This is a genomic window from Cellulomonas sp. 73-92 (assembly GCF_001898175.1).
Classification (GTDB): domain Bacteria; phylum Actinomycetota; class Actinomycetes; order Actinomycetales; family Cellulomonadaceae; genus Cellulomonas.
Genome location: NZ_MKTH01000008.1, coordinates 144,788 through 170,474, shown reverse-complemented (window position 1 = coordinate 170,474; position 25,687 = coordinate 144,788). Strand labels below are relative to the sequence as shown.

Below are 25,687 nucleotides of genomic sequence, written 5' to 3'. Positions count from 1 at the left end.
CCAGTCGTGCCGCGCCTGGAGGTCCACCCGGACCGGCGCTAGAACCCCTCGGGGTGCTGCGGCACGTACGGCGCGGCGAGGGCCGCGAGCTCGTCGGGCTCCAGCGTGATCTCGACGGACGCGATCGCGTCCGTCAGGTGCTCCGGCTTCGTGGCGCCCACGATGGGCGCCGTGACGGCCGGCTGCTGGCGCACCCACGCGAGCGCGACCTGCGCCATCGGCACCCCGCGCGCTTCCGCCACGGAGGCCACCGCGTCGACGATCGCGCGGTCGGCGGCCTCCTGCTGGTGGTAGAGCGTCGCGCCGAACTCGTCGGTCTGCGTGCGCGAGGTCGTCGTGCCCCACGGCCGCGTGACGCGTCCGCGCGCCAGCGGGCTCCACGGGATGACGCCGACGCCCTGGTCGAGGCAGAACGGGTGCATCTCGCGCTCCTCCTCGCGCATGAGGAGGTTGTACTGGTCCTGCATCGACACGAACCGGGTCCAGCCGCCGAGATCAGCGGTGTACTGCAGCTGCGCGAGCTGCCACGCGTACATCGACGAGGCGCCGAGGTACCGGGCCTTGCCCGCCTTCACCACGTCGTGCAGCGCCTCCATCGTCTCCTCGACCGGCACCGTCGGGTCGAAGCGGTGGATCTGGTAGAGGTCGACGTGGTCGGTGCCGAGCCGCCGGAGGCTCGCGTCGATCGCCTGCATGATGTGGACCCGGGAGAGGCCGGCCCCGTGCGGGCCGGGGTGCATCCGGCCGTGGACCTTCGTCGCGATGACGACCTCCTCGCGGGGAGCCATGTCCTTCAGGGCACGCCCGACGAACTCCTCGCTGGTGCCGTCGGAGTAGACGTCCGCGGTGTCGAACGTGGTGATCCCGGCCTCCAGGGCCTGCCGGATGAACGGCCGGCTCTGCTCCTCCGGCAGGGTCCAGCCGTGCGACCCGCGGCTCGGGTCGCCGTAGCTCATGCACCCCAGCACGATCGCCGACACCCGCAGCCCGCTGCTGCCCAGCCTGACGTGTTCCATGGCGCGCTCCTCCTGCTCAGGGCCCCGGCGGTCGAGGTCCAGTCTGCCGGGCCGCGGCGTCGACCGGCGCGCGGTGGCGCATCACGCCGGCCGGAACCTCGCCGGGTCCACCGGGAGCTCCACCTCGAACCGCTCGCCGGGGGCGCCGACCACGTTCGGGTGGCCGGTGCTGACGGTCGCGCGCCCCGGCCGCACGTGGACGACGTGCACACGCCGCGTCTCGCCGGACCCGTCGGTCCAGTCCCACGAGCCATCGAGGCTCGCCAGGCCGCGGTCGACGACGAGCGCCCTGGCCTCGTCGCGCGACGGGGTGCGGCCCAGCGCGGAGCCGAGCAGGTCGCGCCCGACGAAGCCGTCGTCCGCCGCCTCGACGTAGCCCACCGTCTCGCCGTCGGAGCGTGCCACCGCCTGCCAGTGCCCGGGGATCATCCCGCCAGGCTAGGGCGGCCGAGCCCGCGGCTCGACGGGAAATTCGCCAGGGCTCAGGTCGGCGCCGACGCGTTGCGCCGGCTGCTCGTCGTGCGCGCCGGGACGAGCAACGCCAGACCGCTCACCAGGGCGGCCGGCATGAAGAAGATGCCGATGGTCAACGCACCGGCGACGCAGAGGAGGAAGAGCAGGGTGGTACCGGCGACGATCGCGGCCGTCCTGCCCCGCCCGCGCCACAGCGCATGGGTGGCGACGAGCAGCACCGGGGTGAGCAGGAGCCAGATCACCCAGCGGCCCTCCACGTCGACGAGCGTGGCGGCCGGGGCGGCAGACCCCGCGTCGGACGTCGTCGCACCGCTCGCCCGGTCGCTCAGGAGGTAGGCCGCGGCGGCCGCGGCGAGGGCCAGCGCGGCGAGCTGGACCACCCGCCTGGCGTCGAGGAAGCCGCGCACGACGCGATCGTCCTCCGGCCGGGTGCGGCCCGCCAGCGACGCTACGGCTCGAAGCGGTAGCCGGCGCCGGGGTGCGTGATGACGTGCCGCGGGTTGGCGGGGTCGGCCTCGAGCTTGCGGCGCAGCTGCGCGCTGTAGACGCGCAGGTAGTTCGTCTCCTCCGAGTAGCCCGGTCCCCACACGGCCTGGAGCAGCTGCTTGCGCGGCACGAGCCGCCCGGAGCTGCGGACGAGCACCTCGAGCATCGCCCACTCGGTGGGCGTCAGCCGCACCTCCGCGCCGTCGCGGAGCACCAGCCGGCGGGCGAGGTCGATCTCGAGGTCGCCCGCGACCACCACCGTGTCGCCGCCGTCGTCGACCGGCTGGGCGCGCCGCACGGCCGCGCGCAGCCGCGCGAGCAGCTCGTCCATGCCGAACGGCTTGGTGACGTAGTCGTCGGCGCCGGCGTCGAGGGCGTCCACCTTGTCCTCGCCGTGCTGCCGGGCGGAGAGCACGACGATCGGCACCCGCGTCCAGCCGCGCAGCGCCTCGATCACCTCGAAGCCCGACATGTCCGGCAGCCCGAGGTCGAGCAGCACCACGTCCGGGTGCCATGCGGCCGCCTCCCGCAGCGCCGACCTCCCGTCGTTGGCCACCCGCACGTCCCAGCCGACCGCGCGCAGCGTGATGGACAGGGCGCGCGCCAGGCCCACCTCGTCGTCGACGACGAGCACCCGCGAGGCCGTCACGCGTTCACCTCCTCGCGAGGGACGCGGAGCACCATGGTGAGGCCGCCGCCGGGGGTGTCCTCGGCGGACAGGTCGGCGCCGACCGCGGTGGCCAGGCCGTTGGCGACCGCCAGGCCGAGACCCACGCCGTCCGGGTGGTTGTCGGACAGCCGCCGGAAGGGCTCGAAGATCGCCGCGCGGTCCGCCTCGGGCACGCCCGGACCGCGGTCGATGACGCGGACCTCCACCTCACGGTCGCTCGCCGAGGCAAGCACCAGCACCGGCTCGTCCGGCGGCGAGTGCCGCACCGCGTTCGACGTGACGTTGTCCAGCACGCGCTCGAGGAGTCCGGGGTCGGTGTGGACCAGCGGCAGGTCCTCGGGGACGTCGAGCCGGACCCTGCGCCCGTAGGGCTCGACGACCACCGGGACCACCTCCTCGAGGCTCGCCGCCCGCAGCGCCGGGTGCAGGCCACCTGTCTGGAGGCGGGACATGTCGAGGAGGTTGGCGATGAGCCGCTCCAGCCGCGTCGTGGCCGCCGCCAGCGTGCGGACCAGGTCCTCGCGGTCGCCCTCGCCGAGCTCGAGCCCGGGCGAGGTCAGTGCGTCCACGGAGGCGCGGATCGTCGCCAGCGGGGTGCGCAGGTCGTGCGAGACGGCGGCCAGCAGCGCGGTCCGCGCGGCGTCCGCCTGCTCGAGCAGCCGCGCCTGCTCGGCCTGGGCGCGCAGCCGGCGCTGCTCGAAGACGACGCCCGCCTGCGACGCGAACGCCTCGAGCGCGCGCCGGTCGCCGGCCGGCAGGGGCCGGCCGCGCAGCGCGAGCACGCGGTGGTCGTCGACGTCGGCCACGGTGTCGGCGTCGGACGGGGTCGCTGCCGGCTCGGTGCCCGACGAGGCCACGCACGCCCACGTGCCGACGTCGGCCCGCTCGAGCAGCGCGACCGAGCCCTGGCCGAACGTCTCCCGCACCCGGTCGACCACCGCCTCGGCCGTGTCGCCGCCCTGCAGCACCGAGCGCGACACGGACGCGAGGGCCGAGGCCTCGGCGCGGCTGCGGTAGGCCTCCGCGGAGCGCCGCGCCGCGAGGTCCACCACGCTGGCGACCGCGACAGCGACGAGCACGAAGACGACGAGCGCGAAGGCGTTCTCCGGCTCGGCGATCGTGAACCGCCCGACGGGCTCGGTGAAGAACCAGTTCAGCGTGAGGAAGCCGATGACGGCCATGGCCACGGCTGGCCACAGGCCGCCCAGCAGCGCCACCCCCACCGTGCCCGCGAGGAACACCATGAGGAGGGTCGGGAAGCCGAGGTGCGACCGCAGCGGGAGCAGTGCCGTCGTCAGCACCGCGGGCAGGAGGATGGCGGCGACCCAGCCGGCGGTCTGCCGTTGGCGCGACAGCGCCGAGGCACGCCCGGGCTTCGGGATCCCGGCGCGCGCCAGCTGGTGCGTGACGAGGTGGACGTCGATCGACCCGGCGAGGCGGGCGATCTCGACGTCGGTCGACTCGGACAGCGCCTGCCGCCAGCGAGACCGCCGGGTGACGCCGACGACGATCATGGTCGCGTTGACCCCGTTGGCGAACTCCACCACCGCGCTGGCCACGTTCTCGCCCACCACGGTGTGGAAGGTGCCGCCGAGCGACTCGACGAGCTGGCGGTGCGCGGCGAGCGCCTGGGGCGGCGCCCCGGGCAGGCCGTCCGTCACGAGGACGTGGACGGCGAGCAGCTCGGAGCCGGGGGCGCGCTGCGCGAGCCGCGCGCCGCGGCGCAGCAGGGTGTCCGTCTCCGGACCGCCGGTGACGGCGACGACGATCCGCTCGCGCGTCGGCCAGGGCGCGCCGATCGCGTGCTCCTGGCGGTAGGCGGTCATCGCGTCGTCGACGCGGTCGGCCAGCCAGAGGAGCGCGAGCTCGCGCAGGGCCGTCAGGTTGCCCACGCGGAAGTACGACGAGAGCGACGCGTCGATCTGCTCGGCCTGGTACACGTTGCCGTGGGCCAGCCGGCGCCGCAGCGCCTGGGGCGAGAGGTCGACGAGCTGGATCTGGTCGGCGTTGCGCACGATCGCGTCCGGCACGGTCTCGCGCTGCCGCACGCCGGTGACGGCCTCGACCGCGTCGACGAGGGACTCCAGGTGCTGCACGTTGACGGTGGTGATGACGTCGATCCCCGCGGCGAGCAGGTCCTCGACGTCCTGCCAGCGCTTCGGGTGCACGCTGCCGGGCGCGTTGGTGTGCGCGAGCTCGTCGACGAGCACCACGTGCGGCGACCGCGCGACGACCGCCGGCACGTCGAGCTCCGTGAGCGACACGCCGCGGTAGGTCACGGTCCGCCGCGGCACGACCTCCAGGCCGTCGACGAGCGCCGCCGTGGCGGGCCGGCCGTGGGTCTCGATGAGGCCGACGACGACGTCCGTGCCGCGTGACCTCCGCCGGTGCGCCTCGTCGAGCATCGCGTAGGTCTTGCCGACGCCGGGTGCCGCGCCGAAGTAGACGATGAGGTGGCCGCGGCCGTGCTCAGCGGCGTTCATGGTGCCATCCTCCCGGTCCGCGGCGCGTCGCACGAGGGCGTGCAGGGCTGCACGGGACGACTGTCGCGTGCCGGGAGGCCTGGTCACGGGTTCCTGACGTTTCGCCTACGCCTCCTGACGCGATCTTGACGTTCCGGCACGCGCCCGAGCCGCGACGGCGAGCGTCAGGAGAACGTCAGGAGAGCCCCGGCCACCGTTGGGGTCCCGTGAGGATCGGCGCCGGCCGGCCGGCCGCGGCGGACGCTGGGCTCGTGAGGCTGCCCGGAGGGTTGCGCTCGGCCGCTGGAGCGGCACGCGGCGTCACGGCTCCCCGCCGCTGGGGTCGCGTCGACGCCGATGCGCTGCCGTACGGCGTCACGCGCTACCGGCTCGTCGTCTACCCGCCGGGGGTCGGCGCGGGCGCCCGCCTGCGGGTGCGGGCCTGGCGCGCCTGGCCGGTCACCGGCGCGGTGGTCTCGGTCGGCGTCGGGCTCGCGGCCTCGGTGGTGGCCGACCCCCTGCTCGCCGCCGTGACTGGGTGCCTGGCCTACCTCGGCGGGTTCCTGGCCCTCGGCGCCTCGGCCCTGCCGGAGCGGCGGGCGGTCCGCCAGGTGTGGGCGGAGGACCCCGGCGAGAGCGCCGCGCTCGACGACGTGGTGGGTGTCGCCCGGGTGCGCCTGCTCGGCGAGCTGCTGTGCGCGGCCGACGACGCGCTCGCCGACGGCGAGCTCTGCGAGTCCGAGTACCAGGGGGTGTGGCGGTGCGTCTACGACCAGGTGGGCGGCCTCCTGGCCCCCGACCCGGAGCGCGTGGACCCCGTGGGCCGCGCCTGAGCGACGGGGCGTCAGCGGAGCGTCAGCGTTGGCACCGCCCCGCGTCAGCGATGCGTCAGGATCCGCCGCCCGCGCCCGTCTCCGCGGTTGCATCGTGGGCGGCGCCGATCGTCGGCGCGCGGTCCCCTGCGGCCCGCTGGTGCTCGATCGGAGTCCCCGTGCTGGACGTCGTCTACGTCCTGGGCGTGATCGCCCTGTTCGCGTTGGTCGGCCTGATCGCGAAGGCGGTCGAGAAGCTGTGATCGTCTTCGAGATCGTGGCCGCCGTCCTCGGTGCGGCCGCCCTCGTCTACCTCGTGTACGCCCTCCTGAAGCCGGAGAGGTTCTGATGCCTTCCTGGCTGCTCGCGACCCTGTCGCTCCTGACGGTCGCGCTCCTGCTCGCGGCGGCGTACCGGCCGCTCGGCGACTACATGGCGTGGGTGTACACGTCCCCCCGGCACTGGAGGGCCGAGCGCGGGCTGTACCGCCTGATCGGCGTCGACCCCGCGTCCGAGCAGTCGTGGCGGGCCTACACGCGCAGCGTCCTGGCGTTCTCGGCCGTCGGCGTGCTGCTGCTCTACCTGCTGCAGCGCGTGCAGCACTGGCTGCCCTACTCCCTCGGGATGCCGGCGGTCCCGTCGGGCCTCTCGTTCAACACGGCGGCGTCGTTCGTCACCAACACGAACTGGCAGTCGTACACGCCTGAGCAGACGCTCGGCTACACCGTGCAGCTCGCAGGCCTCGTCGTGCAGAATTTCGTCTCGGCCGCCGTCGGCATCGCCGTGGCGATCGCCCTGGTGCGCGGCTTCGCGTACCGCCAGAGGCGGACGATCGGGAACTTCTGGGTCGACCTGGTGCGTGGGACGTTCCGCATCCTGCTGCCGATGGCGGTGGTCGCCGCGATCGTCCTGCTCATCGGCGGCGTCATCCAGAACTTCGACCCGTTCCACGCCCTGACCACCCTCGCCGGCGGGACGCAGACGCTGCCCGGGGGGCCGGTGGCCTCGCAGGAGGCGATCAAGGAGCTCGGCACCAACGGCGGCGGGTTCTTCAACGCCAACTCGGCGCACCCCTTCGAGAACCCCACCCAGTGGACCAACCTCGTCGAGATCGTGCTGCTGCTGCTCATTCCCTTCTCGCTGCCGCGCACGTTCGGCCGCATGGTCGGGGACGACCGGCAGGGCTACGCGATCCTCGCGGTGATGGCGCTCCTCTTCATCACCTCCTTCGTCGTCTTCACGGCCATCGAGCTGCACGGCCCTGGCACCGCCCCGCAGCTGGCGGGGGCGGCCATGGAGGGCAAGGAGCAACGGTTCGGCATCGTCGGCTCCACCCTGTTCGGGACGTCGAGCACGTTGACGTCGACCGGCGCGGTCAACTCGATGCACGACTCGCTGACGGCGCTGGGCGGCATGATGCCGATGCTCAACATGATGATCGGCGAGATCGCCCCCGGTGGCGTGGGCTCGGGCCTGTACGGCATCCTCGTCGTCGCGATCGTCGCGGTCTTCCTCGGCGGCCTGATGATCGGCCGGACGCCGGAGTACCTCGGCAAGCGGATCGGGGCCAAGGAGATCAAGCTCGCGGGGCTGTACGTGATCCTCACGCCCGCCCTGGTGCTCGTCGGCACGGCGTTGAGCTTCGCGATCCCCTCGGTGCGCGCGAGCGTCACGGGCACGTCGATCCTCAACCCGGGCGTCCACGGCCTGTCGGAGGTCCTCTACGCGTTCACCTCGGCCGCGAACAACAACGGGTCGGCCTTCGCCGGGCTGACGGCGAGCACCCCCTGGATGAGCACCGCGCTCGGCGTGGTGATGCTCGTCGGACGCTTCGTGCCGATCGTGTTCGTGCTGGCGCTGGCAGGCTCGCTCGCCGCGCAGGACAAGGTCCCCGTGACCGCCGGCACGTTGCCCACGCACCGGCCGCTCTTCGTCGGCCTCGTCGCGGGCGTCGCTCTCATCATCACCGCGCTGACGTTCTTCCCCGTTCTCGCGCTGGGTCCCCTGGCGGAAGGGCTCGTCTGATGTCCACCCTCACCGGCACGCCGGTCCGGCCGCACGCCACGCGGCCCGCGCGCGTCACGGCGGGCGCCTTCTCCTGGTCGCAGGTGCGGGCCTCCCTGCCGGGCGCCGTCCGCAAGCTCGACCCGCGCCAGCAGTGGCACAACCCCGTGATGTTCATCGTCTGGGTCGGGGCGGTGCTCACCACCGCGCTCGCGATCGGCGAGCCGTTCCTCGGCGGCCCGCAGGCGTCCGGCGGCACGCCCGTGCCGCGTTCGTTCACGGCGGTGATCGCCGTCTGGCTGTGGCTCACCGTGCTCTTCGCCAACCTGGCCGAGGCCGTCGCGGAGAGCCGGGGCAAGGCGCAGGCGGACAGCCTGCGCAAGACCCGCACCAGCACGATCGCCCGCCGCGTCGTCGGGTACGACGAGAAGGCGGACCCCGCCGCCCGGTCCTCCGCGATCGACGAGGTGCGGTCCGGCGACCTCCGGCTCGACGACGTCGTCGTCGTGTCGGCGGGGGAGACGATCCCGGGTGACGGCGACATCGTCTGGGGCATCGCCTCGGTGGACGAGTCGGCCATCACCGGCGAGTCCGCCCCAGTGATCCGCGAGTCGGGCGGCGACCGCAGCGCCGTCACGGGCGGCACGCGCGTGCTCTCCGACCGGATCGTCGTGCGGATCACGTCGAAGCCTGGCGAGACGTTCGTCGACCGGATGATCGCCCTGGTCGAGGGCGCCCAGCGGCAGCGGACGCCCAACGAGATCGCGCTGAGCATCCTCCTGGCGGCACTCACCATCATCTTCGTCGTCGTCTGCCTGGTACTGAACCCGATCGCCGGCTACGCGGCGAAGCCGGTGAGCATCACGGTGCTCGTCTCCCTGCTCGTCTGCCTCATCCCGACGACCATCGGGGCGCTCCTGTCGGCGATCGGCATCGCCGGCATGGATCGGCTGGTGCAGCGCAACGTCCTGGCGATGTCGGGGCGCGCCGTCGAGGCGGCGGGGGACGTCACCACGCTGCTGCTCGACAAGACCGGCACCATCACGTACGGCAACCGGCAGGCGGCCGCGTTCGTCCCGATGCCGGACGTCGACGCCCCGGAGCTCATCAAGGCCGCGGCGCTGTCGTCCCTCGCGGACCCGACGCCCGAGGGCACGTCGATCGTCGACCTCGCCCGGGAGCAGGGCGCGCTCGTCGGCGCCGACGCGCCCGGCTTGTTCGTCCCGTTCACCGCCCAGACCCGCATGTCGGGCCTCGACCTGCCGGACGGCACCCGGATCCGCAAGGGTGCCGGCAGCGCCGTCATGGCGTGGCTCGAGGAGGGCGGGCGCCGGCTGCCCCCGGAGATCGCCGCCGCGCTCGAGGAGCGCGTCCACCCGATCGCGCAGTCCGGCGGCACGCCGCTGGTGGTGGCTCTCGAGCAGCCCGGCGCTCCCGGGCGCGTCCTCGGCGTCGTCCACCTCAAGGACGTCGTGAAGCAGGGCATCGCCCAACGCTTCGCCGAGATGCGCGCCATGGGCATCCGCACGGTGATGATCACCGGCGACAACCCGCTGACCGCGGCCGCGATCGCGGCCGAGGCGGGCGTCGACGACTTCCTCGCCGAGGCGACGCCGGAGGACAAGCTCGAGCTGATCCGCAGGGAGCAGGCCGGCGGGCGGCTCGTGGCGATGACCGGCGACGGCACCAACGACGCGCCGGCCCTCGCCCAGGCCGACGTCGGGGTGGCGATGAACACCGGCACGGCCGCCGCGAAGGAGGCCGGCAACATGGTCGACCTCGACTCGGACCCGACGAAGCTCGTCAACATCGTCGAGATCGGCAAGCAGCTGCTCATCACGCGCGGGGCGCTGACCACGTTCTCCATCGCCAACGACGTCGCGAAGTACTTCGCGATCATCCCGGCGATGTTCATGGGCGTGTTCCCGGGCCTGGGGGCGCTCAACGTCATGCGCCTGCACTCGCCGTCGTCGGCGGTGCTCTCCGCGGTGATCTTCAACGCGATCATCATCGTGCTGCTCATCCCGCTCGCCCTGCGCGGCGTGCGCTACCGGCCCGTCTCCGTCTCGTCGACCCTGGCGCGCAACCTGCTCGTCTACGGCGTCGGCGGGATCGTCTCGCCGTTCCTCGGCATCTGGCTCATCGACCTCGTCGTGCGCCTGTTCCCCGGCTTCTGAAGGAGCGTTCATGAAGGCGTCGTCCACCGGTGGCAGCGGCCGCGTCTACGGGGTCGCCCTGCGCGCGATGGTGGTGTTCACCCTCGTCGTCGGTGTCGGCTACACCCTGGTCGTCACGGGCATCGGCCAGCTCGTGCTCCCCGCGCAGGCCCGGGGATCGGCGGTCCGTACGGCCGACGGCCGGGTCGCCGGCTCCGCCCTCATCGGGCAGTCGTTCACCGACGCGAGCGGCAACCCGCTGGCGAGGTACTTCCAGTCCCGGCCGTCGGCGGCCGGCAAGGGGTACGACGCCACGGCGTCGGGCGGTTCCAACCTCGGCCCCGAGAACCCGGTCCTCGTCAAGGCGATCACCGACCGCACGGCGCAGGTCGCGGCCTTCGACGGGGTGACGGAGGCCCAGGTGCCGCCGGACGCCGTCACGGCGTCCGCCTCCGGCCTCGACCCGGACATCAGCCCGGCGTACGCCGAGATCCAGGTGAACCGCGTGGCCCGGGCCCGGGGCCTGTCGCCCGACGAGGTGCGCAGCCTCGTCGCCGCGCACACGCAGGGCCGCGCTCTCGGGTTCCTCGGCGAGCCGACGGTCAACGTCGTGGAGCTCAACCTGGCGCTGGACCGGCTCGCGGGCTGACGACCGGCTGTCCGGCCCTCACGGCAGGATGGTCCGGTGCCGTCCTACGAGTTCGACGCGCCGCTGTGGCGCTGGCAGGCCCGCGCCCAGGACGTGTGGACGTTCGTCAGCCTGCCGGAGGCCCTGTCCGACGAGCTGCTCGAGCTGGGTGAGCCCTACGCGCGCGGGTTCGGCTCCCTGCGCGTCGAGGTGACGGTGGGCGCCACGGTGTGGCGGACGTCGGTGTTCCCCGACCACGGCCGGCGGGCCTACGTGCTGCCCGTCAAGCGCGCGGTGCGGGAGGCCGAGGGGCTCACCGTCGGCGAGCCGGCGCACGTGCGGCTGCGGCTCGTCGACCTGGAGCCGCGGTAGGGCGGGCGGCCCCGGGCCGCCCGCCCTACCCGCGCCGATGCGCTCACCGTGCCGTGTTGTACTTCCGCACCGCGACGACGTACGCGACCATCCCGACGCCGACCGTCCAGGCGAGCGCCACCCAGATGTCGCCGCCGACCGGCGTGCCCTCGATGAGGTCGCGCAGCGACTGCACCACCGACGTGACGGGCTGGTTCTCCGCGAACCACCGCACGGGGCCCGGCATGGTCGCCGTCGGGACGAACGCGGAGCTGAGGAACGGCAGGAAGATCAGCGGGTACGCGAACGCGCCGGCGCCGTCGACGGACTTGGCGGTGAGGCCGGGGATGACGGAGATCCAGGTCAGCGCGAGCGTGACCAGGGTGAGGATGCCGACGAAGGCGAGCCAGCCGAGGAGGCCGGCACGCGGCCGGAACCCGGTCGCGAAGGACACGCCGACGATGACGACGGTGGTGACCGCGTTGGACACCAGCGAGGTCAGCACGTGCGACCAGAGCACCGACGAGCGCGCGATCGGCATGGCGGTGAACCGCGCCGTGATGCCCGTGCGCGTGTCGCTGAACAGGCGCACGGCCGTGTATGCCACGGACGACGCGACGGCGATGAGGAGGATCCCCGGCAGCAGGTAGTTCGTGTAGTTGCTGCCGCCGGTCTGGATCGCGCCCCCGAACACGTAGCGGAACAGCAGCAGGAACGCGATCGGCATGATCGCGACGGTGATGATCGTGTCGGGGCTGCGCACGATCGCCTTCATGAGGCGCCCCGTCAGGGCTGCGGTGTCGTGGAGCATGGTCAGCTCGCCTCCTTGGCGCCGACGATGGCGAGGAAGATCTCCTCGAGGGTGGGCTGCTTCTCGACGTACTCGACGGTGGCCGGCGGGAACATCGCCTTGAGCTCGGCGAGCGTGCCGTCGGCGATGATGACGCCGCCGTGGAGGATGGCGATCCGGTGGGCGAGCGCCTCGGCCTCGTCGAGCATCTGGGTGGTCAGCAGGATGGTGGTGCCGCCGTCGGCCAGCTCCTTGACGGTCTTCCAGACCTCGAGCCGTGCCTCGGGGTCGAGGCCCGTGGTCGGCTCGTCGAGGAAGATGACGGCCGGGGAGCCGACGAGGCTCATGGCGACGTCCAGGCGCCGGGTCATGCCGCCGGAGTAGGTGCCGACGCGCCGGTCGGCGGCGTCCGTGAGGCCGAACCGCGCGAGCAGGTCGGTGGCCACCCGTGCGGGGTCCGGGATGCGGCGCAGGGTCGCGATGAGCTCGACGTTCTCGCGGCCCGTCAGCACCCCGTCGACGGCGGCGAACTGGCCCGTCAGGGCGATGGACCGGCGGACCTCGGCGGGGTGCGTGACCACGTCGTGCCCCGCCACCTGCACCGTGCCGCCGTCGGGCCGCATGAGCGTCGAGCAGATGTTGATGGTGGTCGTCTTGCCGGCGCCGTTGGAGCCGAGCAGGGCGAAGATCTCGCCCGGCTGCACCTGCAGGTCGACGCCGCGCAGCACGGCGTTGTCGCCGAAGGACTTGGTGAGGTTCTGGATCGAGATCGCGGCGGTCATGGCGCCCGTCCCTTCCTGTCGGTGGGGTGTCACTGCTCGGCCTCCTAGGCGATGAACGGTTCGGGGCGGCGCACGATGACGTCGCCGTAGCCGGTGCTGGCGTGGATCTCGGCGGTGGACTCGTCGCCGACCGGGCCCGCGACGGGCTGGAGCCGGTTGCGGATCGCACCGCTCTTCGACTGGAGGTCGAGCAGCGCCGCCGTGCCCTCGGGCACGCCGACCTCGACCGAGCCGTACGACGTCGTGAGCCGGACCGAGCCGGACTCGGCGTTCTCGACGCGCACGTTGCCGTACGAGGTCTTGGCGACGAGCGAGCCTGCGACGCGGCCGACGATGATGTCGCCGTGCGCGCCCGAGACCGTGAGCGAGCCGGTGACGACGCTGACGGTGGTGTGCCCGTTGGCCGAGCGGATCGTCGCGTCGCCCGCGATCTCGCGGATCCGGACCGACCCGGCGCTCGCCTTGAGCTCGGCCGGCCCGGCCACGCGGCCCGCGACGATGGACCCCGCTGACGCGTTCACCGTCAGGCGGTCCGCGGCCCCGACGCGGGCGTTGCCCGCCGAGAGGGTGACGTCGACCGCGCCGAGGGCACCCTCCGTGTCGAGCGCCCCGAACGCGATCTTGCCGCTCAGGGACGAGCCGGTGGGCAGCTCGATCGTCACGGCGACGGCGCCCTTGGGGCCGATCACGAGGTTCTTCAGGCTGCGGTCGTTGCCGACGGTGAGGATGCCGTTGGCGAAGTCGACGATCGTCTCCTGTGCCATGTGGGCGTCGGCGGACTTGCCCGGGTTGGCCGGCAGCACGGTGACGACGACGTCGTCGCGATCGCTCGCCACGACGTGGACCGAGCCGGCGACCTGGTCCAGGACCGTGGTGATCGGTGCGGGGGCGGGGAATGTGGGCATGACTGCTCCAGTGAGGGGGATGGGCGATGAGGAGAGGAGGAGGTGGGGCGCCGTCAGCGCACCCAGCCGGTGACCCGGTTGCCGCCCTTCTGCGGAACGCCGGTGGTCCGGGACGAGGTCTGCTCGAGCGCGGTGGCGACCGCACGGACGAGCCACGTGTTGACCGAGACGCCGTCGCGGGCGGCGGCGACCTCGACCTGGGTCTTGAGCTGGTCGGGCAGGCGCAGGGTGGTGCGGGTGGTCGTGGCCTCGTCGCCCTCGGCTGCCGCCGGCAGGCCGGCGGGCAGGGGCGGCGGCGGGGCGGTGGCCGGGGCGCCGGCGCGGGGGGCGCCGGCATCGGGCTCGGGGACGGCGACGACGAACTCGGGCTCGCCGCCACGGAGCCTCACATCGACCGAGCCCGGTGCGAGCTCCGCCGAGATCTCGCCCGCGGCGACCGAGAGGGCGTCGAGCAGGACGAGCCGCACGGCCGCGTCCAGCGGGGCCGCGAGGCGCGAGGCGAGCTGGCGGGCCTCGTCGCCGCCGGCCTCGGCCGCCGTTGCGAGCCGGTGCTGGAGGTCGTCGACGTACCGCGTGAGTTCCATGACGTCACTATGACACCACTATGGTGTCAGCGCAACACCACAGATGGTGTCATGTGTGTCATCGCAGGTGAGCGGCCGTATTCCGCGACGGCTCCTCCGCCGGTGCGCGTGCCGTCCGCCCCGCGCGGCAGGATGGGCCCATGCGCATCACGGTGACGGGAGCATGGGGCAAGGCCGGCCGCGCGGTCGTCGCGGACCTGCTGGGGCACGGCCACGAGGTGGTCGCCACCGACCTGGCGGGCACCACCGGGGAGTCGGAGACGCTCGGCGTCAACCTGCTGCGCGCCGACCTGTCCGACTACGGCCAGGCGCTCGAGGCGCTCGCGGGCAGCGAGGCGGTGGTGCACCTCGGGAACATCCCGGCGCCCGGCCACACGACGGCGCCGGAGACCCTCAACCGCAACACGGCGGCCAACTCGAACGTCTTCCTCGCGGCCGCGCGCCTGGGGCTGCGCAAGGTGGTGTGGGCCTCGAGCGAGACCACCCTCGGCCTGAGCTTCGCGCCCGAGACGCCACCGCGGTACGCACCGGTCGACGAGGTCCACTTCCCGGTGCCCCGGAGCACGTACGCGCTGTCCAAGGTGCTCGGGGAGGAGACCGCACGGCACGTCTCCGACTGGTCCGGCATCCCCTTCGTCGGGCTGCGCCTGTCCAACATCCACCGGCCGGAGGACTATCACCGGGTCCCGTCCTACTGGGCCGACCCCCGCTCCCGGATGTGGAACCTCTGGGGCTACGTCGACGTCCGCGACGTCGCCGCCGCCTGCCGGCAGGCGCTCGAGGTCCACACGACCGGCTCGCAGAACGTGGTGATCGCCGCGGCGGACACGATCATGAACGTCCCCTCCGCCGAGCTCATGGCCCGCGTGTTCCCCGACGTGCCGCTGACCCGACCGGTCGAGGGCTTCGAGACCCTGCTGGCGATCGGCGCAGCCCGCGACCTCTTCGGCTATGCGCCGGAGCACTCGTGGCGCGGCCACGTGGCCGCGTAGCTCAGTCCCGCCCCGCGGGCAGCCCCAGCGAGGCGACGTCGACCACGAGGTCGGCGGTGTCCCGCCACGCGGCGATCGCCGCCGCGTTCGGCTCGTCGACCGACGCCACCCAGGCACGGGCGGCGTCGGCGGCCTTGCCGAACCGCTCGTGCCGCGCGACGAGCCGGCGCACCCGCTCGTCGGACGCCAGCTCGCAGTACCAGACCTCGTCGAGCAGCCCGCGGACCGCCCGCCACGCGGGGTCCGGCGACAGGAGGTAGTTCCCCTCGGTGATGACGAGCCGCGCCTCGGGGAGCACGGGGATGGACCCGGCGACGGGCTGGTGGACCTCCCGGTCGAAGTCGGGCGCGTAGACGGCCCGGGCCCGCACGGTCCGGGCACGACGAAGCAGCGCGGCGTACCCGTCGACGTCGAACGTGTCGATGGCACCCTTCCGGTCGCGCCGTCCGAGGCGGACGAGCTCGGCGTTCGCGAGGTGGAAGCCGTCCATCGGCACGCGCACCACACCGACGCCGAGCGCCGCGACCGCCTGCGCCAGCCGCTCGCCGAGCGTGGACTTGCCGGCGCCCGGTGGCCCCGTGATCCCGAGGACGGCGCGCTCCGCCGTCTCGTCGTCGTGCGCGGCGAGCTCCGCCGCGCGAGCCGCGAGGGTGGGCAGGTCGTCGGCCATGACGGCATCCTCTCGCGCCATGCCGAGCGGGGCGGCCCTCCCGCCGCCGATCCCGGCGGCGGCGCGCGCGACGCCGCGCCGGAGGCCTGGCCGCGTGCGACGCTGACGCCCATGGAGACGGCCGCCGGCGTGATGCTCGTCGTGCTGCCGGTCGCCTACGTGCTCGTGGTCGCGACGCTGGCCCGCACCTTCGACTACCCGGGCATCCTGCGGCGGCCCACCGACGAGGTGCTGGCGCGGGTCCGCGCCGGTGGGAGGCGGCTGTCGCTGCTGTGGTGGGCGTTCGCGATGTGCGCGGTCCTCTTCGTCCCGGCCGGCACGCTGCTCGTGGCGAGCGTGTCCCAGGTGAGCGGCGAGCTGCGCACGACGATCGTCGCGCTGGGCGTGCTCGCGGCGGTCGTGCAGCTGCTGGGGCTGGTGCGGTGGTCCTTCGTCGTGCCGTGGCTGGCGCGCGAGGCGGTGGGGGCGTCGCCGGCGCGGGCCGAGGCGATCGACGTGGCGTTCCAGTCGCTGAACCGGTCGCTCGGCCTCGCGGTGGGCGAGCACCTCGGGTACCTGCTGACGGGCGTGTGGACCGCCCTGACCGGCGCAGCGATCCTCGCGCCCGGCGGGCTGCCGGCGTGGCTCGGCGTCCTGGCACTGCCGGTGGGGGCCGCGCTCGTCGTGTGCAGCGCGGAGTTCGTCGGGCCGCTCGAGCGCGACGGCTGGCGCTTCGCGACCCGGCTGCTGCCGATCGCCTTCGCCGCGTGGTGCGTCTGGCTCCTCGCGATGGGCGTCGTCCTGCTCGTCGTCCGCTGACGGAGCCCGCACCGGCCCCGGCACGCCGGTCGAGGAGTGCGGGGCCGGTGCTGACTGCTTGCGCCCGGCCCTTCCCGGACGTAGCCTCCTCGACTAGACAGACCCGTCTACCTAATGGAATCGACCCTGTCGCGCGCTGAGTGCGACACCCATCGCTCGCCCGTCCTGGAGGTTCGGCTATGACTGCGCAGAGCTGCTCCGACACGATGCCGCAGTGCGTCGCCCGCCCGGCCAGGTCGCGCCGCCTCCCGCGCCGGGCCGCCTTCGTCGCCGCCGCCCTGACGACGACCGCGTTCTTCTTCGCCGCCGGTGCGCCGACCCCGCTGCTCGTGCTCTACCAGCGTGAGTGGGGGTTCGCGCCCTCGCTGCTGACGCTGGCGTTCGGCGCCTACGCGATCGCGCTGCTGGCGGCGCTGCTCGTGTTCGGCTCCCTCTCGGACCACGTCGGGCGGCGTCCGGTCCTCGTCGCGGCGGTGCTCCTCGAGACGGCCGCCCTGGCGGGGTTCCTCGTCGCCAGGGACGTCGCCTGGGTCGTCGCCGCGCGTGTGGTGCAGGGCCTGGCGACGGGGCTCGCCACGAGCGCGTTCGGCGCCGCGGTGCTCGAGCTGGCCCCCGGGTCCCGGCCGCGCCTCGGGCCCGGCGTCAACACGGTCGCGGCCGCGGGCGGGCTGGGTCTGGGTGCGCTGGCCACCGGTGCGCTCGCCGCGGCGACACCGGCCGCCCCGGACGTCGTGTGGGGCACCCTCGCGGTGCTCATGGTCCCTGCGCTGGTGGCGGTCGCCGCGACGGACGAGACGGTCCGCCGGCGGCCGCGCGCCCTCGCGTCGCTCGTGCCGCGGGTGGCCGTGCCGGCGGCGGCCCGCCCGACCTTCCGCGTCGTGGCGCCCGCGCTGGCGGCCTCGTGGATGATGGGCGCCCTCTTCATGGGCCTGGTGCCGACGATCCTCGGCGCGCTCTGGGGGGTGCGGAGCCTGGCCGTCGACGGTGCGACCGCGTCCGTGGAGCCGCTCGTCGCGGCCGTGGCGGCGCTCGCGGTGGCGGGCCTGGCGGCCGGCCGTGCCACGGGCCTGGGGGTGCTGGCGGTCGTCCTCGGGGCGGGGTTCGTGATCGTCGCCGTCGCCACGTCCGACCTGCCGATGCTGCTGCTCGGCGGGGTCGTCGGGGGAGCGGGCTTCGGGGCGACGTTCAGCGGGGCGCTCCGGTCGCTGGTCCCGCTGGCCCAGGCGCACGAGCGGGGTGCCCTCCTCTCGGCGATGTACGTCGTCTCGTACCTGGCGTTCGGCGTCCCGGCGATCGTCGCCGGCCGGCTGGTCCGCCCGCTCGGTCTGCTGCCGGTGGTGGTGGCGTTCGGGGCGGTCATCGTCGCGAGCGCCGGCGTCGCGATCACCGCCCAGCTGGGCGCGCGGCGACGGGTGGTGGCCGCCGAGCCCGCGGCCGCCGAGGGATGACCGCGGATCGGTCCCCGGTCAGCGGGCCGCGGCGTCGATGAGCGTCTCGGCGGCGGCCCGCGCCTCGGCGGCGGCGTCGTGGTCGCTGTCCATCCAGCCGGCGATGCTCGCGCCGTCGTAGATCAGGTGGAGGCGGCGGGCGAGCTCGTCCGGCTGCGCGACCCCCAGCTCGCGCGCCGGCCCCGCGAACAGCCCACGCAGCCAGGCGCGGTACTCGTGGCTCGCCAGGCCGACGGCGCCGCCCGACGGCGCCTCGACCGACGCGGCGACGAAGGCGCACCCGCGGTAGCCGGGTTCGGCCATCTGGCGGGCCTGGGCCTCGAACACGGCGAGGATCCGCTCGCGGGGGGTGGTCGCGCCGGCCAGTGCCGCCTCGACCCGGACCCGCGTCCGCTCGTGGCGCTGGTGCAGGTACGCCGCGACGAGCGACTCCTTGCTGCCGAAGGTGTTGTACAGCGACGCCTTCGCCACGCCGGCGCGCTCGATCACGCGGTCGATGCCGACCGAGTGCACGCCCTCGGCGTAGAACAGCTCGCCCGCCGCGTCGAGCAGCCGCTCGCTCGCGGACCCCGTCTTGACGCCGGACATGAGAAGCCTCCCGGATGCCTGCCCAGACAGATCAGTCTACACGGCCATCCTTGACGGAATCCTGACTGGGCCCCCGGGACGCCGGTCCTTGCTTTCGGGCTGAACACGTGTATAGCGTGCTGGTCGTGCGTATAGCCCCGGCGCCCGACGAGCGGCCCGCGGCCGACCTCACGGCCCGGGCCCGCATCCGGGATGCCGCGATCGCGTGCTTCGCGGAGCAGGGCTTCGACGCGTCCTTCCGCACCATCGCGCAGCGGGCCGGCGTGTCACCTGGCCTCATCACGCACCACTTCGGGTCCAAGGAGGCGCTGCGCGCCGAGTGCGACGCGGAGGTGCTGCGCCAGTACACGGCGGTGAAGACCGACGCGATCGACATGCCCTCGGAGCACCTGCTGCGCTACCTGGCGGATCCCGGCATCGCCGCGGACCTCATGGTGTACATGCTCCGGGTCATCCACGCCGGGGGAGAGCCGGCGCGCCTGTTCCTCGAGCGCCTCATCGACAGGGCCCGCGGCGTCATGGCGCGCAGCGTCGAGGTCGGCCTGGTGCGAGCCTCGCGTGACGAGGAGGCGCGGCTGCGCTACATGACCTACCTGACGATGGGGTCGCTGCTCGTCCAGTTCGTCACGTCGCCGGGCCAGACACCCGAGGAGTTCGTCGCCTCGATCAGCGCGCGTGGGCAGGACCAGATCCTGCCGACCCTCGAGCTGTTCACCGAGGGCTTCCTCAACGACCGCACGGCGCTCGACGACTACGTGCGCTACCTCTGGCAGCCGCCCGACGACCAGGCGGGCTCGCAGTCCCAGACCGCCTGACACGACGTGCCACCACGCCTACCCCCGTGACGGCGTCCGCCGCCACGCGCCCACCCCTGCTCCAGCCAAGAAGGACGAGCATGTCAACCACTCAGATGGCCATCGAGATCGAGGGCCTGGAGAAGTCGTTCGGTCACGTCCACGCCCTGCGCGGGCTCGACCTGCACGTCCCGGCCGGCCAGGTGACCGGGTTCCTCGGTCCCAACGGCTCCGGCAAGACGACGACGATCCGGATCCTGCTCGGCCTGCTGCGGGCCGACGCCGGGCGCGCCACCGTCCTCGGCGGCGACCCGTGGTCGGACGCGGTGCGCCTGCACCGCGACATCGCCTACGTCCCCGGCGACGTGTCGCTGTGGCCGAACCTCACCGGCGGCGAGGCGATCGACATCCTGTGCCGCCTGTCCGGCCCGCTGGACCCGCAGCGCAAGCAGGCCATGCTCGAGCGCTTCGAGCTCGACCCGTCGAAGAAGGCCCGCACCTACTCCAAGGGCAACCGCCAGAAGGTGGCGCTGGTCGCGGCGCTCGCGTCGAACGCGCAGCTGCTGCTGCTCGACGAGCCGACGAGCGGCCTCGACCCGCTGATGGAGGCGGCCTTCACGGAGTCCATCCGAGAGGTCAAGGCCCAGGGCCGGTCCGTGCTCCTGTCGAGCCACATCTTCGCCGAGGTGGAGAAGCTGGCCGACCAGGTGGCGATCATCCGCGAGGGCGCCACCGTCGAGACCGGCACCATGGCGCAGCTGCGCCACCTGACGCGCACCCAGGTGACGGTGGTGCTCGACGGCGGCGTCGACGGGCTGGCCGCGCTGGCGGGCGTCCACGACGTCACCACCTCGGACGGCCACGTGACGTTCGCGGTCGACGAGGGCGAGCTGCCGGCGGTGCTGGCGGCCGTGGCGGCGCGCAACCCGCGGTCGATCGTCGCGAACCCGCCGTCGCTCGAGGAGCTCTTCCTGCGCCACTACGGCGACGAGCTGGCTGCGCTGGGAGCGGGGGTCGAGAAGTGACCGCCACCGTCGCCACCCCCGTCGCGGCACCGGCCCGGGTGCGTCCCTCGTCGGACGCCCTGGCGGGCCTGGGCACCATGGTGCGGTTCATCCTGCGGCGCAACCGCGTGCGGCTCGCCGTGTGGTTCCTCGTGCTCGTGGTGATGTACCAGTACGTCGTCAGCTACTACCGGACGATCTTCACCACCCAGAAGTCGCTCGACGAGTTCGCGGCGGTCTCCAACACGCCGGGCATCAAGGCGCTCACCGGCCTCTCGCCGGCGGCGAACACCATGGGCGGCGCGGTGTGGACCAAGGGTTGGATGACCGTGGTCCTCGCCCTGGCGATCGGCGTCGTCTTCCTCGTCACGCGCAGCGGGCGGGCCGACGAGGAGCTCGGCCGCACCGAGCTGCTGCGTTCACGGGTGCTCGGCGTGCATGCGTACTCCATGGCGTCGTGGCTGGTCAACGGGGCGCTGTGCGTCGGGGTGGGCCTCGGCATCGCGCTCGTGTCCATCGGCGGCCACCTCGACCCGGCGGGGACCGGCGTCGCGGGCTCGCTCGTCCTGGGCGCCTCGGTCACGGGCCTCGGCCTCGTCGGGCTGGGTGTCGGCGCGGTGGCCGGCCAGGTGTCGTCGACGTCCCGGGGGGCCAACTCCCTCGGGGCCACGGTGCTCATCGTGTTCTACGTGATGCGCATGGCGGGTGACCTGGGCAACGGCGTGCTGACCTGGGCCTCGCCCATCGGTTGGGGCCAGCACATGCAGCCGTACGCCGGCAACCGGTGGTGGCCGTTCGCGCTGCTCATCGTGCTGGCCGTGCTGCTGCTCGCGGTGGCCGGCTGGCTGGAGGCCACACGCGACCTCGGCGCCGGGCTCGTCCCCGAGCGGGCCGGGCGGTCGTCCGCACCTGCGCGATACGCCACGCCGCTCGGCCTCGCCCTGCGGCTGCAGCGCAACCCGATCATCGGCTGGACCGCCGCCATCGTGCTCGGCGGCATGATGTTCGGCTCCGTGGTGCAGGCGATGACCAACCTGCTGACGGACGCCGGCCAGGGTGCCGAGAACCTGCTGCGCGGCACCGGCGTCGCCGCGCTGCTGGCGCTGCTCATCAACGTGATGTCCCTGGTCACGGTGATCTTCGCCATGCAGAGCACGGTGACCCTGCGGTCCGACGAGGCGTCCGGGATGATCGAGCCGCAGCTGGCGGGCGCGCTGTCCCGCTGGCGGTGGGCGCTGCAGCGGCTGCTCATCCCGGCCGTGTGGTCCGCGGTGCTGCTCCTCATCGGCGGCTACCTGGTCGGCTCGGTGTACGGCGCCTCGATCCACGACGCCTCGCAGGGCGGGCGGCTGGCGCTGGCGGCGCTGGCGTACTGGCCGGCGGTCATGGTGTTCGTCGGGCTCGCCGTGCTCCTGTGGGGCTACGTGCCGCGCCTGGCGATCCCGATCGCGTGGGGCGTCATGGTCGCCATGTGGTTCCTCACGATGTTCGGTGAGGTGTTCGGCCTGCCGCAGTGGCTGCTCAACGCGCTGCCGTTGGCCGCGACGCCGTACCAGCCGCTCGAGGCGATGTCGTGGACGCCGCTGGTGGTGATGGCCCTCGTCGCGGCCGTGCTGACCTGGGCCGGGATCGACCGCTTCGCCCGCCGGGACGTGCAGCCCGCCTGACGGCACGCCAGGACCCTCCTGGTCCCGACTTCTGTGCACTACGCTGCAAAAGTCGAGCTGGGAGGGTCCTGCCGTGCCGAACGCCGCGGGGGTGGGCCGGGCGTCCGCGCGCGCCAACGCGGACGCGGTCCTCGACGCGCTGCGCACCGGCGGCGCGCTCTCGCGCCAGCAGATCTCGCAGCGCACCGGCCTGTCGGCCGCCACCGTCAGCCGTGCGACGGCCGCGCTCGTCGAGTCGGGCATCGTCGTCCCGTTCGGCCGCAGCCCCTCGAGCGGCGGCCGCCCGGCCGAGCTCTTGCGCTACGCGGGCGGGTCCCGCGTCGTCGCCGCCGTCCAGATCGGGGTGCGCCGCATCGAGGGCGCCCTCGTGGACCTCGACGGGAACGTCACCGTGCGCCGGACGATCGTGCCGGTCCTCGCCCGGTCCGGCTCGCAGGAGTGGGTGCGCCAGGTCGCGGGGCTCGTCGACCAGCTGGCCCGCACCGCGGCCACGGCGGGCACGCCCTGCCTCGGAGCCGGCGTCGCCGTCCCGGCGGTGGTCCACGGCGCCGACGACCGCATCGACGCGATGATCGGCTTCGGCGCCCACGACCTGCCCCTCGGCCGGCTGCTGCGCGACCAGCTGAGGATGCCGGTGGTCGTCGAGAACGACGCCAACGCCCTCGCGTACGGCGAGCTCAAGGAGGGCGAGGCCAGCGGCCTGAGCAGCCTCGTCGGCCTGTTCATCGACAACGGGATCGGCGCCGGCATCATCACGGGCGGCGCGCTGCACAAGGGTGCGCACGGCGAGGCGGGGGAGATCGGCTACCTGCTGGTGGAGCGATCGTCGCTCGGCCAGTCGTTCTCCGACCGGGGTGACCTCGAGGACCACATCGGGTACGACGCCCTCACGCGCCGCGCGCGCGAGCGCGGCCTCCAGCCGCCCGACGGTGGCCAGCTGACCGCCGGCGACGTGTTCCGGCTCGCCGCGGCGGGGAACCCGGTGGCCCGCGACCTGGCCGAGGAGATCCTCGACATCACGGCGATGGCGGTCGCCGCCATGGTGATCGTGCTCGACCCGCAGCTCGTCGTCATCGGCAGCACGGAGCCCGCCCGCGACTCGGCGATGGTGCCGGACGTGCAGCGCCGCCTGCAGGGACGGATCATCCACGTGCCGCGGATCGCGGCGGCCCACCACGGCGCGGACGCCGTGCTGGTCGGCGTCGGGCGGCTCGCCGCCGAGCGGGCGGGCTAGCCGCCAGGTTTCTATTCAGATACGAACAAAAGTCCGGGAGTCACATCGGCGCCGCGACGACCTAGCGTTGCGCCCACTTCGTCTCAACGCGGAGAAGAAGTGGGGCCCCAGGAGGCGTTGTGCTCGTCGGCGTGGACATCGGCGGTACCAAGACCCACGTGCGCGTCGTGCCCGACGACGCGGCGGTGCAGGACCTCGTCGTGCGCTCCGACTCCTGGATCGTCGGGATGCTCGCCTCCGACCCCGGCAACGCCCGGCGGCTCGTCGGCCTCCTGCCGGCCGAGGCCGTGGCGGCGGGCTCCGCGCTCGTCGTCGGTGCGCACGGGCTGGACAGCCCGGCCCAGGTGACGAGCTTCAACCGCTGGCTGGCCGACGCGTTCCCCGGCGCGACGCTCGGGGTCAACGACGTCGCGCTGCTCGCGCCCGCGGCCGGCCTCGACCAGGCGGTCTGCGTCGTCGCCGGCACCGGCTCGAAGGTCGTCGGGCACCGCGCGGACGGCAGCATCGTGGAGGCGGGCGGCCACGGGTTCCTCATCGGCGACCCGGGCTCGGCACCGGCCGTCGCGCGCGACGCGATGCGGGCGCTGCTCGAGGCCTACGACGAGGGTGCGGCGCTCGGCGGCCTGGCGGAGGCGATGCTCGCCGTCCACGGCCACCACGACCTGCCCGAGCTGTGGATCGCGATGTTCGTCGAGGACCCGTCGGCGGCGCTGTGGGGGAGCCTGGCGCCCGCGGTGTTCGCCGCCGCCGAGGCGGGCGACCGCCGCGCGCTCGCCGTCGTCGACGCCCACGCGAACCTCCTGACCGCCGACGTGCACCGCGTCATCCGGCGTGGTGCGCTCGGGGACGTCGTCGTCTGTGCCGGCGGCGTCATCACGGGCCAGCCGCTGCTGCGCGAGGCGCTGTGGCGGCACGTCGACGCCCTCGACCTCGGCCTGACCATGCGCACGCTCGACGTGCCACCCGTCGCGGGCGCGGTCGCGCTCGCTCGTCGCCTGCGGGACGGCGTCCGCAGCATCGCCTGACAGCAAGGCTCCTACCGACACGACGAAGTGGAGGACAGCATGACGATCCGAAGGATTCACCGGCGCGGCGCGCTCGCGGCGTCGGCCGCCCTGGCCGCGCTGGCCCTGGCCGCCTGCAGCGTCACGGGCACGTCAGGGAACCAGGCCACCGGCGGGAGCACCGGCGGTGGCGGCCAGGTGACGCTGAACGCCCTGTTCATGAAGCAGGCGGGCTACAGCGAGGACGACATCGCCAAGATGATCGCCACGTTCGAGCAGCAGAACCCCACCATCAAGGTCACCCCGACGTTCGTCGCCTACGAGGCGCTGCACGACAAGATCGTCACGTCGGCGCCGGCCGGCACGTACGACGTGGTGCTGATGGACGTCATCTGGCCGGCCGAGTTCGCGTCCAAGGGCCTCATCCAGGACGTCAGCAGCCGGTTCCCCAGCTCCTGGAAGACCGACATGCTCGGCGGCGCCCTCTCGGCCGCGCAGTACCAGGGCAAGTACTACGGCGTGCCGTGGGGCCCGTCCACCAAGCTGTTCTACGCGAACACCGACATGCTGGCGAAGGTCGGCGCGACGACGGCCGACGTCCAGACCTGGGACGGGGTGCTCGCGGTGGCCAAGAAGCTCAAGGACGCCGGCGTGGTGCAGTACCCGCTCGCGTGGAGCTGGTCGCAGGCCGAGGCCCTCATCTGCGACTACGCGCAGCTGCTCGGCGCCTTCGGCGGCCAGTTCACCGACAGCTCCGGCAAGCTCGTCGTCAACCAGGGCCCCGGCGTGGCGGCTCTGACCTGGATGAAGAAGACCCTCGACGACGGCCTGACGAACCCGGCCAGCCCGACGATGCTCGAGGACGACGTCAGCAAGACGATGGCCTCCGGCCAGGCGGCGATGTCGCTGAACTGGGAGTCGACCTTCCGCGACCTCAACGACGCGTCGATCTCGCAGGTGGTCGGCAAGGTCGCCGTCATGCCGACGCCCAAGGGCCCGTCCGGCGCCAACCCCGGCGTCAACGGCTCGATGGCGTGGGCGATCGGCGCCAAGTCGGCGCACCCCGACGAGGCCTGGAAGCTCATCGAGTTCCTCTCGAGCGAGGCCAACCAGGACCAGTTCGCCGTCAGCCAGATGCCGAACTGGAAGGCGTCGTACCAGAAGGCCGACATCACGAAGACCAACCCCGACGTGTTCAAGGCGGCGGGTCAGGCCTACGACTCGCTGATCTCGCGCCCCGAGGTGCCCAACTACACCCAGGTGTCGCAGATCCTCCAGGTCGAGATCCAGAACGCGCTGCTCGGCAAGAAGACCCCGCAGAAGGCGATGGACGACGCCGTCGCCCAGGCCAACGCGCTGAGCTGACCG

Annotated in this window: 27 protein-coding genes; 16 read left to right on the top strand and 11 right to left on the bottom strand. The window is 73.5% G+C overall.

The features are described from left to right. Positions 1 to 38: 38 nt before the first annotated feature. The 5 genes from BGO37_RS04270 to BGO37_RS04250 all read right to left on the bottom strand — a co-directional run bounded on the left by BGO37_RS04270 (position 39) and on the right by BGO37_RS04250 (position 5,129). Positions 39 to 1,016 carry an aldo/keto reductase gene (locus BGO37_RS04270; protein WP_291752596.1) on the bottom strand — a complete coding sequence of 326 codons (978 nt, stop codon included), beginning with the start codon at positions 1,014 to 1,016 and terminating at the stop codon, positions 39 to 41. Between the two features lie 81 nt (positions 1,017 to 1,097). Next, positions 1,098 to 1,445, bottom strand: coding sequence for a hypothetical protein (locus BGO37_RS04265; protein ID WP_291752595.1), 348 nt, complete (start codon positions 1,443 to 1,445; stop codon positions 1,098 to 1,100). Positions 1,446 to 1,498: 53 nt separating this feature from the next. After that, positions 1,499 to 1,897, bottom strand: a complete 399-nt coding sequence (locus tag BGO37_RS04260) for a hypothetical protein (protein ID WP_291752594.1) — start codon at positions 1,895 to 1,897, stop codon at positions 1,499 to 1,501. A gap of 41 nt (positions 1,898 to 1,938) precedes the next feature. After that, positions 1,939 to 2,625, bottom strand: a complete 687-nt coding sequence (locus BGO37_RS04255) for a response regulator transcription factor (protein ID WP_291752593.1) — start codon at positions 2,623 to 2,625, stop codon at positions 1,939 to 1,941. Next, complete coding sequence (locus BGO37_RS04250) at positions 2,622 to 5,129, bottom strand: sensor histidine kinase KdpD (protein WP_291752591.1); 2,508 nt, start codon at positions 5,127 to 5,129, stop codon at positions 2,622 to 2,624. The genes BGO37_RS04255 and BGO37_RS04250 overlap by 4 nt, the downstream gene beginning before the upstream one ends. Before the next feature lie 251 nt (positions 5,130 to 5,380). Between BGO37_RS04250 and BGO37_RS04245 the strand changes: the two genes are divergently transcribed. From BGO37_RS04245 to BGO37_RS04215, 7 genes are read left to right on the top strand one after another with little or no spacing between them, the layout of a single operon-like run. Further along, positions 5,381 to 5,941 carry a DUF6611 family protein gene (locus BGO37_RS04245; protein ID WP_291752589.1) on the top strand — a complete coding sequence of 187 codons (561 nt, stop codon included), beginning with the start codon at positions 5,381 to 5,383 and terminating at the stop codon, positions 5,939 to 5,941. Positions 5,942 to 5,991: 50 nt separating this feature from the next. Next, positions 5,992 to 6,183, top strand: a complete 192-nt coding sequence (locus BGO37_RS04240; RefSeq protein ID WP_291752587.1) for a hypothetical protein — start codon at positions 5,992 to 5,994, stop codon at positions 6,181 to 6,183. Then, positions 6,180 to 6,269: a K(+)-transporting ATPase subunit F gene (gene kdpF / locus BGO37_RS04235; RefSeq protein ID WP_291752585.1), complete on the top strand. Its 90-nt coding sequence runs from the start codon at positions 6,180 to 6,182 to the stop codon at positions 6,267 to 6,269. Before BGO37_RS04240 ends, kdpF begins: the two co-directional genes overlap by 4 nt. Continuing rightward, the gene (gene kdpA / locus BGO37_RS04230) at positions 6,269 to 7,945 is read left to right on the top strand and encodes a potassium-transporting ATPase subunit KdpA (RefSeq protein ID WP_291752583.1); all 1,677 of its coding nucleotides are present in this window, start codon (positions 6,269 to 6,271) and stop codon (positions 7,943 to 7,945) included. The genes kdpF and kdpA overlap by 1 nt, the downstream gene beginning before the upstream one ends. Next, entirely contained in the window at positions 7,945 to 10,101 is a 2,157-nt protein-coding gene (kdpB, locus tag BGO37_RS04225) for a potassium-transporting ATPase subunit KdpB (RefSeq protein WP_291752582.1), read from the top strand. Before kdpA ends, kdpB begins: the two co-directional genes overlap by 1 nt. Before the next feature lie 10 nt (positions 10,102 to 10,111). Then, positions 10,112 to 10,729, top strand: a complete 618-nt coding sequence (kdpC, locus tag BGO37_RS04220) for a potassium-transporting ATPase subunit KdpC (protein WP_291752581.1) — start codon at positions 10,112 to 10,114, stop codon at positions 10,727 to 10,729. Positions 10,730 to 10,765: 36 nt separating this feature from the next. Further along, positions 10,766 to 11,080 (top strand): DUF1905 domain-containing protein, encoded by a 315-nt coding sequence (locus tag BGO37_RS04215; RefSeq protein ID WP_291752579.1) that lies wholly within the window; start codon positions 10,766 to 10,768, stop codon positions 11,078 to 11,080. Positions 11,081 to 11,123: 43 nt separating this feature from the next. Here BGO37_RS04215 and BGO37_RS04210 read toward each other — a convergent pair whose 3' ends face one another. The 4 genes from BGO37_RS04210 to BGO37_RS04195 are packed head-to-tail and all read right to left on the bottom strand — an operon-like array spanning position 11,124 to position 14,120. Next, on the bottom strand, positions 11,124 to 11,870 hold the full coding sequence (locus BGO37_RS04210; protein WP_291752577.1) for an ABC transporter permease: 747 nt from the start codon (positions 11,868 to 11,870) through the stop codon (positions 11,124 to 11,126). A gap of 2 nt (positions 11,871 to 11,872) precedes the next feature. Next, positions 11,873 to 12,631, bottom strand: coding sequence for an ABC transporter ATP-binding protein (locus BGO37_RS04205; RefSeq protein ID WP_291752575.1), 759 nt, complete (start codon positions 12,629 to 12,631; stop codon positions 11,873 to 11,875). A gap of 44 nt (positions 12,632 to 12,675) precedes the next feature. Further along, positions 12,676 to 13,536, bottom strand: coding sequence for a DUF4097 family beta strand repeat-containing protein (locus BGO37_RS04200; RefSeq protein WP_291752573.1), 861 nt, complete (start codon positions 13,534 to 13,536; stop codon positions 12,676 to 12,678). A 53-nt stretch (positions 13,537 to 13,589) separates the two neighbouring features. After that, the gene (locus BGO37_RS04195) at positions 13,590 to 14,120 is read right to left on the bottom strand and encodes a histidine kinase (RefSeq protein WP_291752572.1); all 531 of its coding nucleotides are present in this window, start codon (positions 14,118 to 14,120) and stop codon (positions 13,590 to 13,592) included. Between the two features lie 140 nt (positions 14,121 to 14,260). Here BGO37_RS04195 and BGO37_RS04190 point away from each other — a divergent pair, with 140 nt between their 5' ends. Continuing rightward, positions 14,261 to 15,112, top strand: a complete 852-nt coding sequence (locus tag BGO37_RS04190) for an NAD(P)-dependent oxidoreductase (RefSeq protein WP_291752571.1) — start codon at positions 14,261 to 14,263, stop codon at positions 15,110 to 15,112. 1 nt (position 15,113) lies between these two features. Here the strand turns inward: BGO37_RS04190 and BGO37_RS04185 are convergent, their stop codons facing one another. After that, the gene (locus tag BGO37_RS04185; protein ID WP_291752569.1) at positions 15,114 to 15,782 is read right to left on the bottom strand and encodes a nucleoside/nucleotide kinase family protein; all 669 of its coding nucleotides are present in this window, start codon (positions 15,780 to 15,782) and stop codon (positions 15,114 to 15,116) included. Positions 15,783 to 15,893: 111 nt separating this feature from the next. Between BGO37_RS04185 and BGO37_RS04180 the strand changes: the two genes are divergently transcribed. Together BGO37_RS04180 and BGO37_RS04175 are read left to right on the top strand one after the other, a co-directional pair. After that, positions 15,894 to 16,580, top strand: coding sequence for a DUF4386 domain-containing protein (locus BGO37_RS04180; protein ID WP_291752568.1), 687 nt, complete (start codon positions 15,894 to 15,896; stop codon positions 16,578 to 16,580). Positions 16,581 to 16,759: 179 nt separating this feature from the next. After that, positions 16,760 to 18,028: an MFS transporter gene (locus tag BGO37_RS04175; RefSeq protein ID WP_291752567.1), complete on the top strand. Its 1,269-nt coding sequence runs from the start codon at positions 16,760 to 16,762 to the stop codon at positions 18,026 to 18,028. Between the two features lie 18 nt (positions 18,029 to 18,046). Here BGO37_RS04175 and BGO37_RS04170 read toward each other — a convergent pair whose 3' ends face one another. Next, positions 18,047 to 18,616: a TetR/AcrR family transcriptional regulator gene (locus BGO37_RS04170; RefSeq protein ID WP_291752566.1), complete on the bottom strand. Its 570-nt coding sequence runs from the start codon at positions 18,614 to 18,616 to the stop codon at positions 18,047 to 18,049. A gap of 125 nt (positions 18,617 to 18,741) precedes the next feature. Here BGO37_RS04170 and BGO37_RS04165 point away from each other — a divergent pair, with 125 nt between their 5' ends. The 6 genes from BGO37_RS04165 to BGO37_RS04140 all read left to right on the top strand — a co-directional run bounded on the left by BGO37_RS04165 (position 18,742) and on the right by BGO37_RS04140 (position 25,684). Next, on the top strand, positions 18,742 to 19,431 hold the full coding sequence (locus BGO37_RS04165) for a TetR/AcrR family transcriptional regulator (RefSeq protein ID WP_291752565.1): 690 nt from the start codon (positions 18,742 to 18,744) through the stop codon (positions 19,429 to 19,431). 80 nt (positions 19,432 to 19,511) lie between these two features. Next, positions 19,512 to 20,435, top strand: a complete 924-nt coding sequence (locus tag BGO37_RS04160; protein WP_291752563.1) for an ABC transporter ATP-binding protein — start codon at positions 19,512 to 19,514, stop codon at positions 20,433 to 20,435. Beyond that, positions 20,432 to 22,081 (top strand): ABC transporter permease, encoded by a 1,650-nt coding sequence (locus BGO37_RS04155; protein WP_291752561.1) that lies wholly within the window; start codon positions 20,432 to 20,434, stop codon positions 22,079 to 22,081. Before BGO37_RS04160 ends, BGO37_RS04155 begins: the two co-directional genes overlap by 4 nt. A 73-nt stretch (positions 22,082 to 22,154) precedes the next feature. Then, a complete protein-coding gene (locus BGO37_RS04150; RefSeq protein ID WP_291752560.1) occupies positions 22,155 to 23,315 on the top strand; it encodes an ROK family transcriptional regulator in 1,161 nt (386 codons plus the stop codon). Positions 23,316 to 23,434: 119 nt separating this feature from the next. Further along, a complete protein-coding gene (locus BGO37_RS04145) occupies positions 23,435 to 24,340 on the top strand; it encodes a BadF/BadG/BcrA/BcrD ATPase family protein (RefSeq protein ID WP_291752559.1) in 906 nt (301 codons plus the stop codon). Positions 24,341 to 24,379: 39 nt separating this feature from the next. Beyond that, a complete protein-coding gene (locus BGO37_RS04140) occupies positions 24,380 to 25,684 on the top strand; it encodes an extracellular solute-binding protein (RefSeq protein WP_291752557.1) in 1,305 nt (434 codons plus the stop codon). Positions 25,685 to 25,687: the final 3 nt, after the last annotated feature.

What these genes read in the sequence shown, in the direction of transcription:
- BGO37_RS04270 (WP_291752596.1), bottom strand. Translation starts at nt 1,016, where the DNA reads ATGGAACACGTCAGGCTGGGCAGCAGCGGGCTGCGGGTGTCGGCGATC.
- BGO37_RS04265 (WP_291752595.1), bottom strand. Translation starts at nt 1,445, where the DNA reads ATGATCCCCGGGCACTGGCAGGCGGTGGCACGCTCCGACGGCGAGACG.
- BGO37_RS04250 (WP_291752591.1), bottom strand. Translation starts at nt 5,129, where the DNA reads ATGAACGCCGCTGAGCACGGCCGCGGCCACCTCATCGTCTACTTCGGC.
- BGO37_RS04240 (WP_291752587.1), top strand. Translation starts at nt 5,992, where the DNA reads ATGCGTCAGGATCCGCCGCCCGCGCCCGTCTCCGCGGTTGCATCGTGG.
- kdpA (WP_291752583.1), top strand. Translation starts at nt 6,269, where the DNA reads ATGCCTTCCTGGCTGCTCGCGACCCTGTCGCTCCTGACGGTCGCGCTC.
- kdpB (WP_291752582.1), top strand. Translation starts at nt 7,945, where the DNA reads ATGTCCACCCTCACCGGCACGCCGGTCCGGCCGCACGCCACGCGGCCC.
- kdpC (WP_291752581.1), top strand. Translation starts at nt 10,112, where the DNA reads ATGAAGGCGTCGTCCACCGGTGGCAGCGGCCGCGTCTACGGGGTCGCC.
- BGO37_RS04210 (WP_291752577.1), bottom strand. Translation starts at nt 11,870, where the DNA reads ATGCTCCACGACACCGCAGCCCTGACGGGGCGCCTCATGAAGGCGATC.
- BGO37_RS04205 (WP_291752575.1), bottom strand. Translation starts at nt 12,631, where the DNA reads ATGACCGCCGCGATCTCGATCCAGAACCTCACCAAGTCCTTCGGCGAC.
- BGO37_RS04200 (WP_291752573.1), bottom strand. Translation starts at nt 13,536, where the DNA reads ATGCCCACATTCCCCGCCCCCGCACCGATCACCACGGTCCTGGACCAG.
- BGO37_RS04195 (WP_291752572.1), bottom strand. Translation starts at nt 14,120, where the DNA reads ATGGAACTCACGCGGTACGTCGACGACCTCCAGCACCGGCTCGCAACG.
- BGO37_RS04190 (WP_291752571.1), top strand. Translation starts at nt 14,261, where the DNA reads ATGCGCATCACGGTGACGGGAGCATGGGGCAAGGCCGGCCGCGCGGTC.
- BGO37_RS04185 (WP_291752569.1), bottom strand. Translation starts at nt 15,782, where the DNA reads ATGGCCGACGACCTGCCCACCCTCGCGGCTCGCGCGGCGGAGCTCGCC.
- BGO37_RS04180 (WP_291752568.1), top strand. Translation starts at nt 15,894, where the DNA reads ATGGAGACGGCCGCCGGCGTGATGCTCGTCGTGCTGCCGGTCGCCTAC.
- BGO37_RS04175 (WP_291752567.1), top strand. Translation starts at nt 16,760, where the DNA reads ATGACTGCGCAGAGCTGCTCCGACACGATGCCGCAGTGCGTCGCCCGC.
- BGO37_RS04170 (WP_291752566.1), bottom strand. Translation starts at nt 18,616, where the DNA reads ATGTCCGGCGTCAAGACGGGGTCCGCGAGCGAGCGGCTGCTCGACGCG.
- BGO37_RS04160 (WP_291752563.1), top strand. Translation starts at nt 19,512, where the DNA reads ATGTCAACCACTCAGATGGCCATCGAGATCGAGGGCCTGGAGAAGTCG.
- BGO37_RS04140 (WP_291752557.1), top strand. Translation starts at nt 24,380, where the DNA reads ATGACGATCCGAAGGATTCACCGGCGCGGCGCGCTCGCGGCGTCGGCC.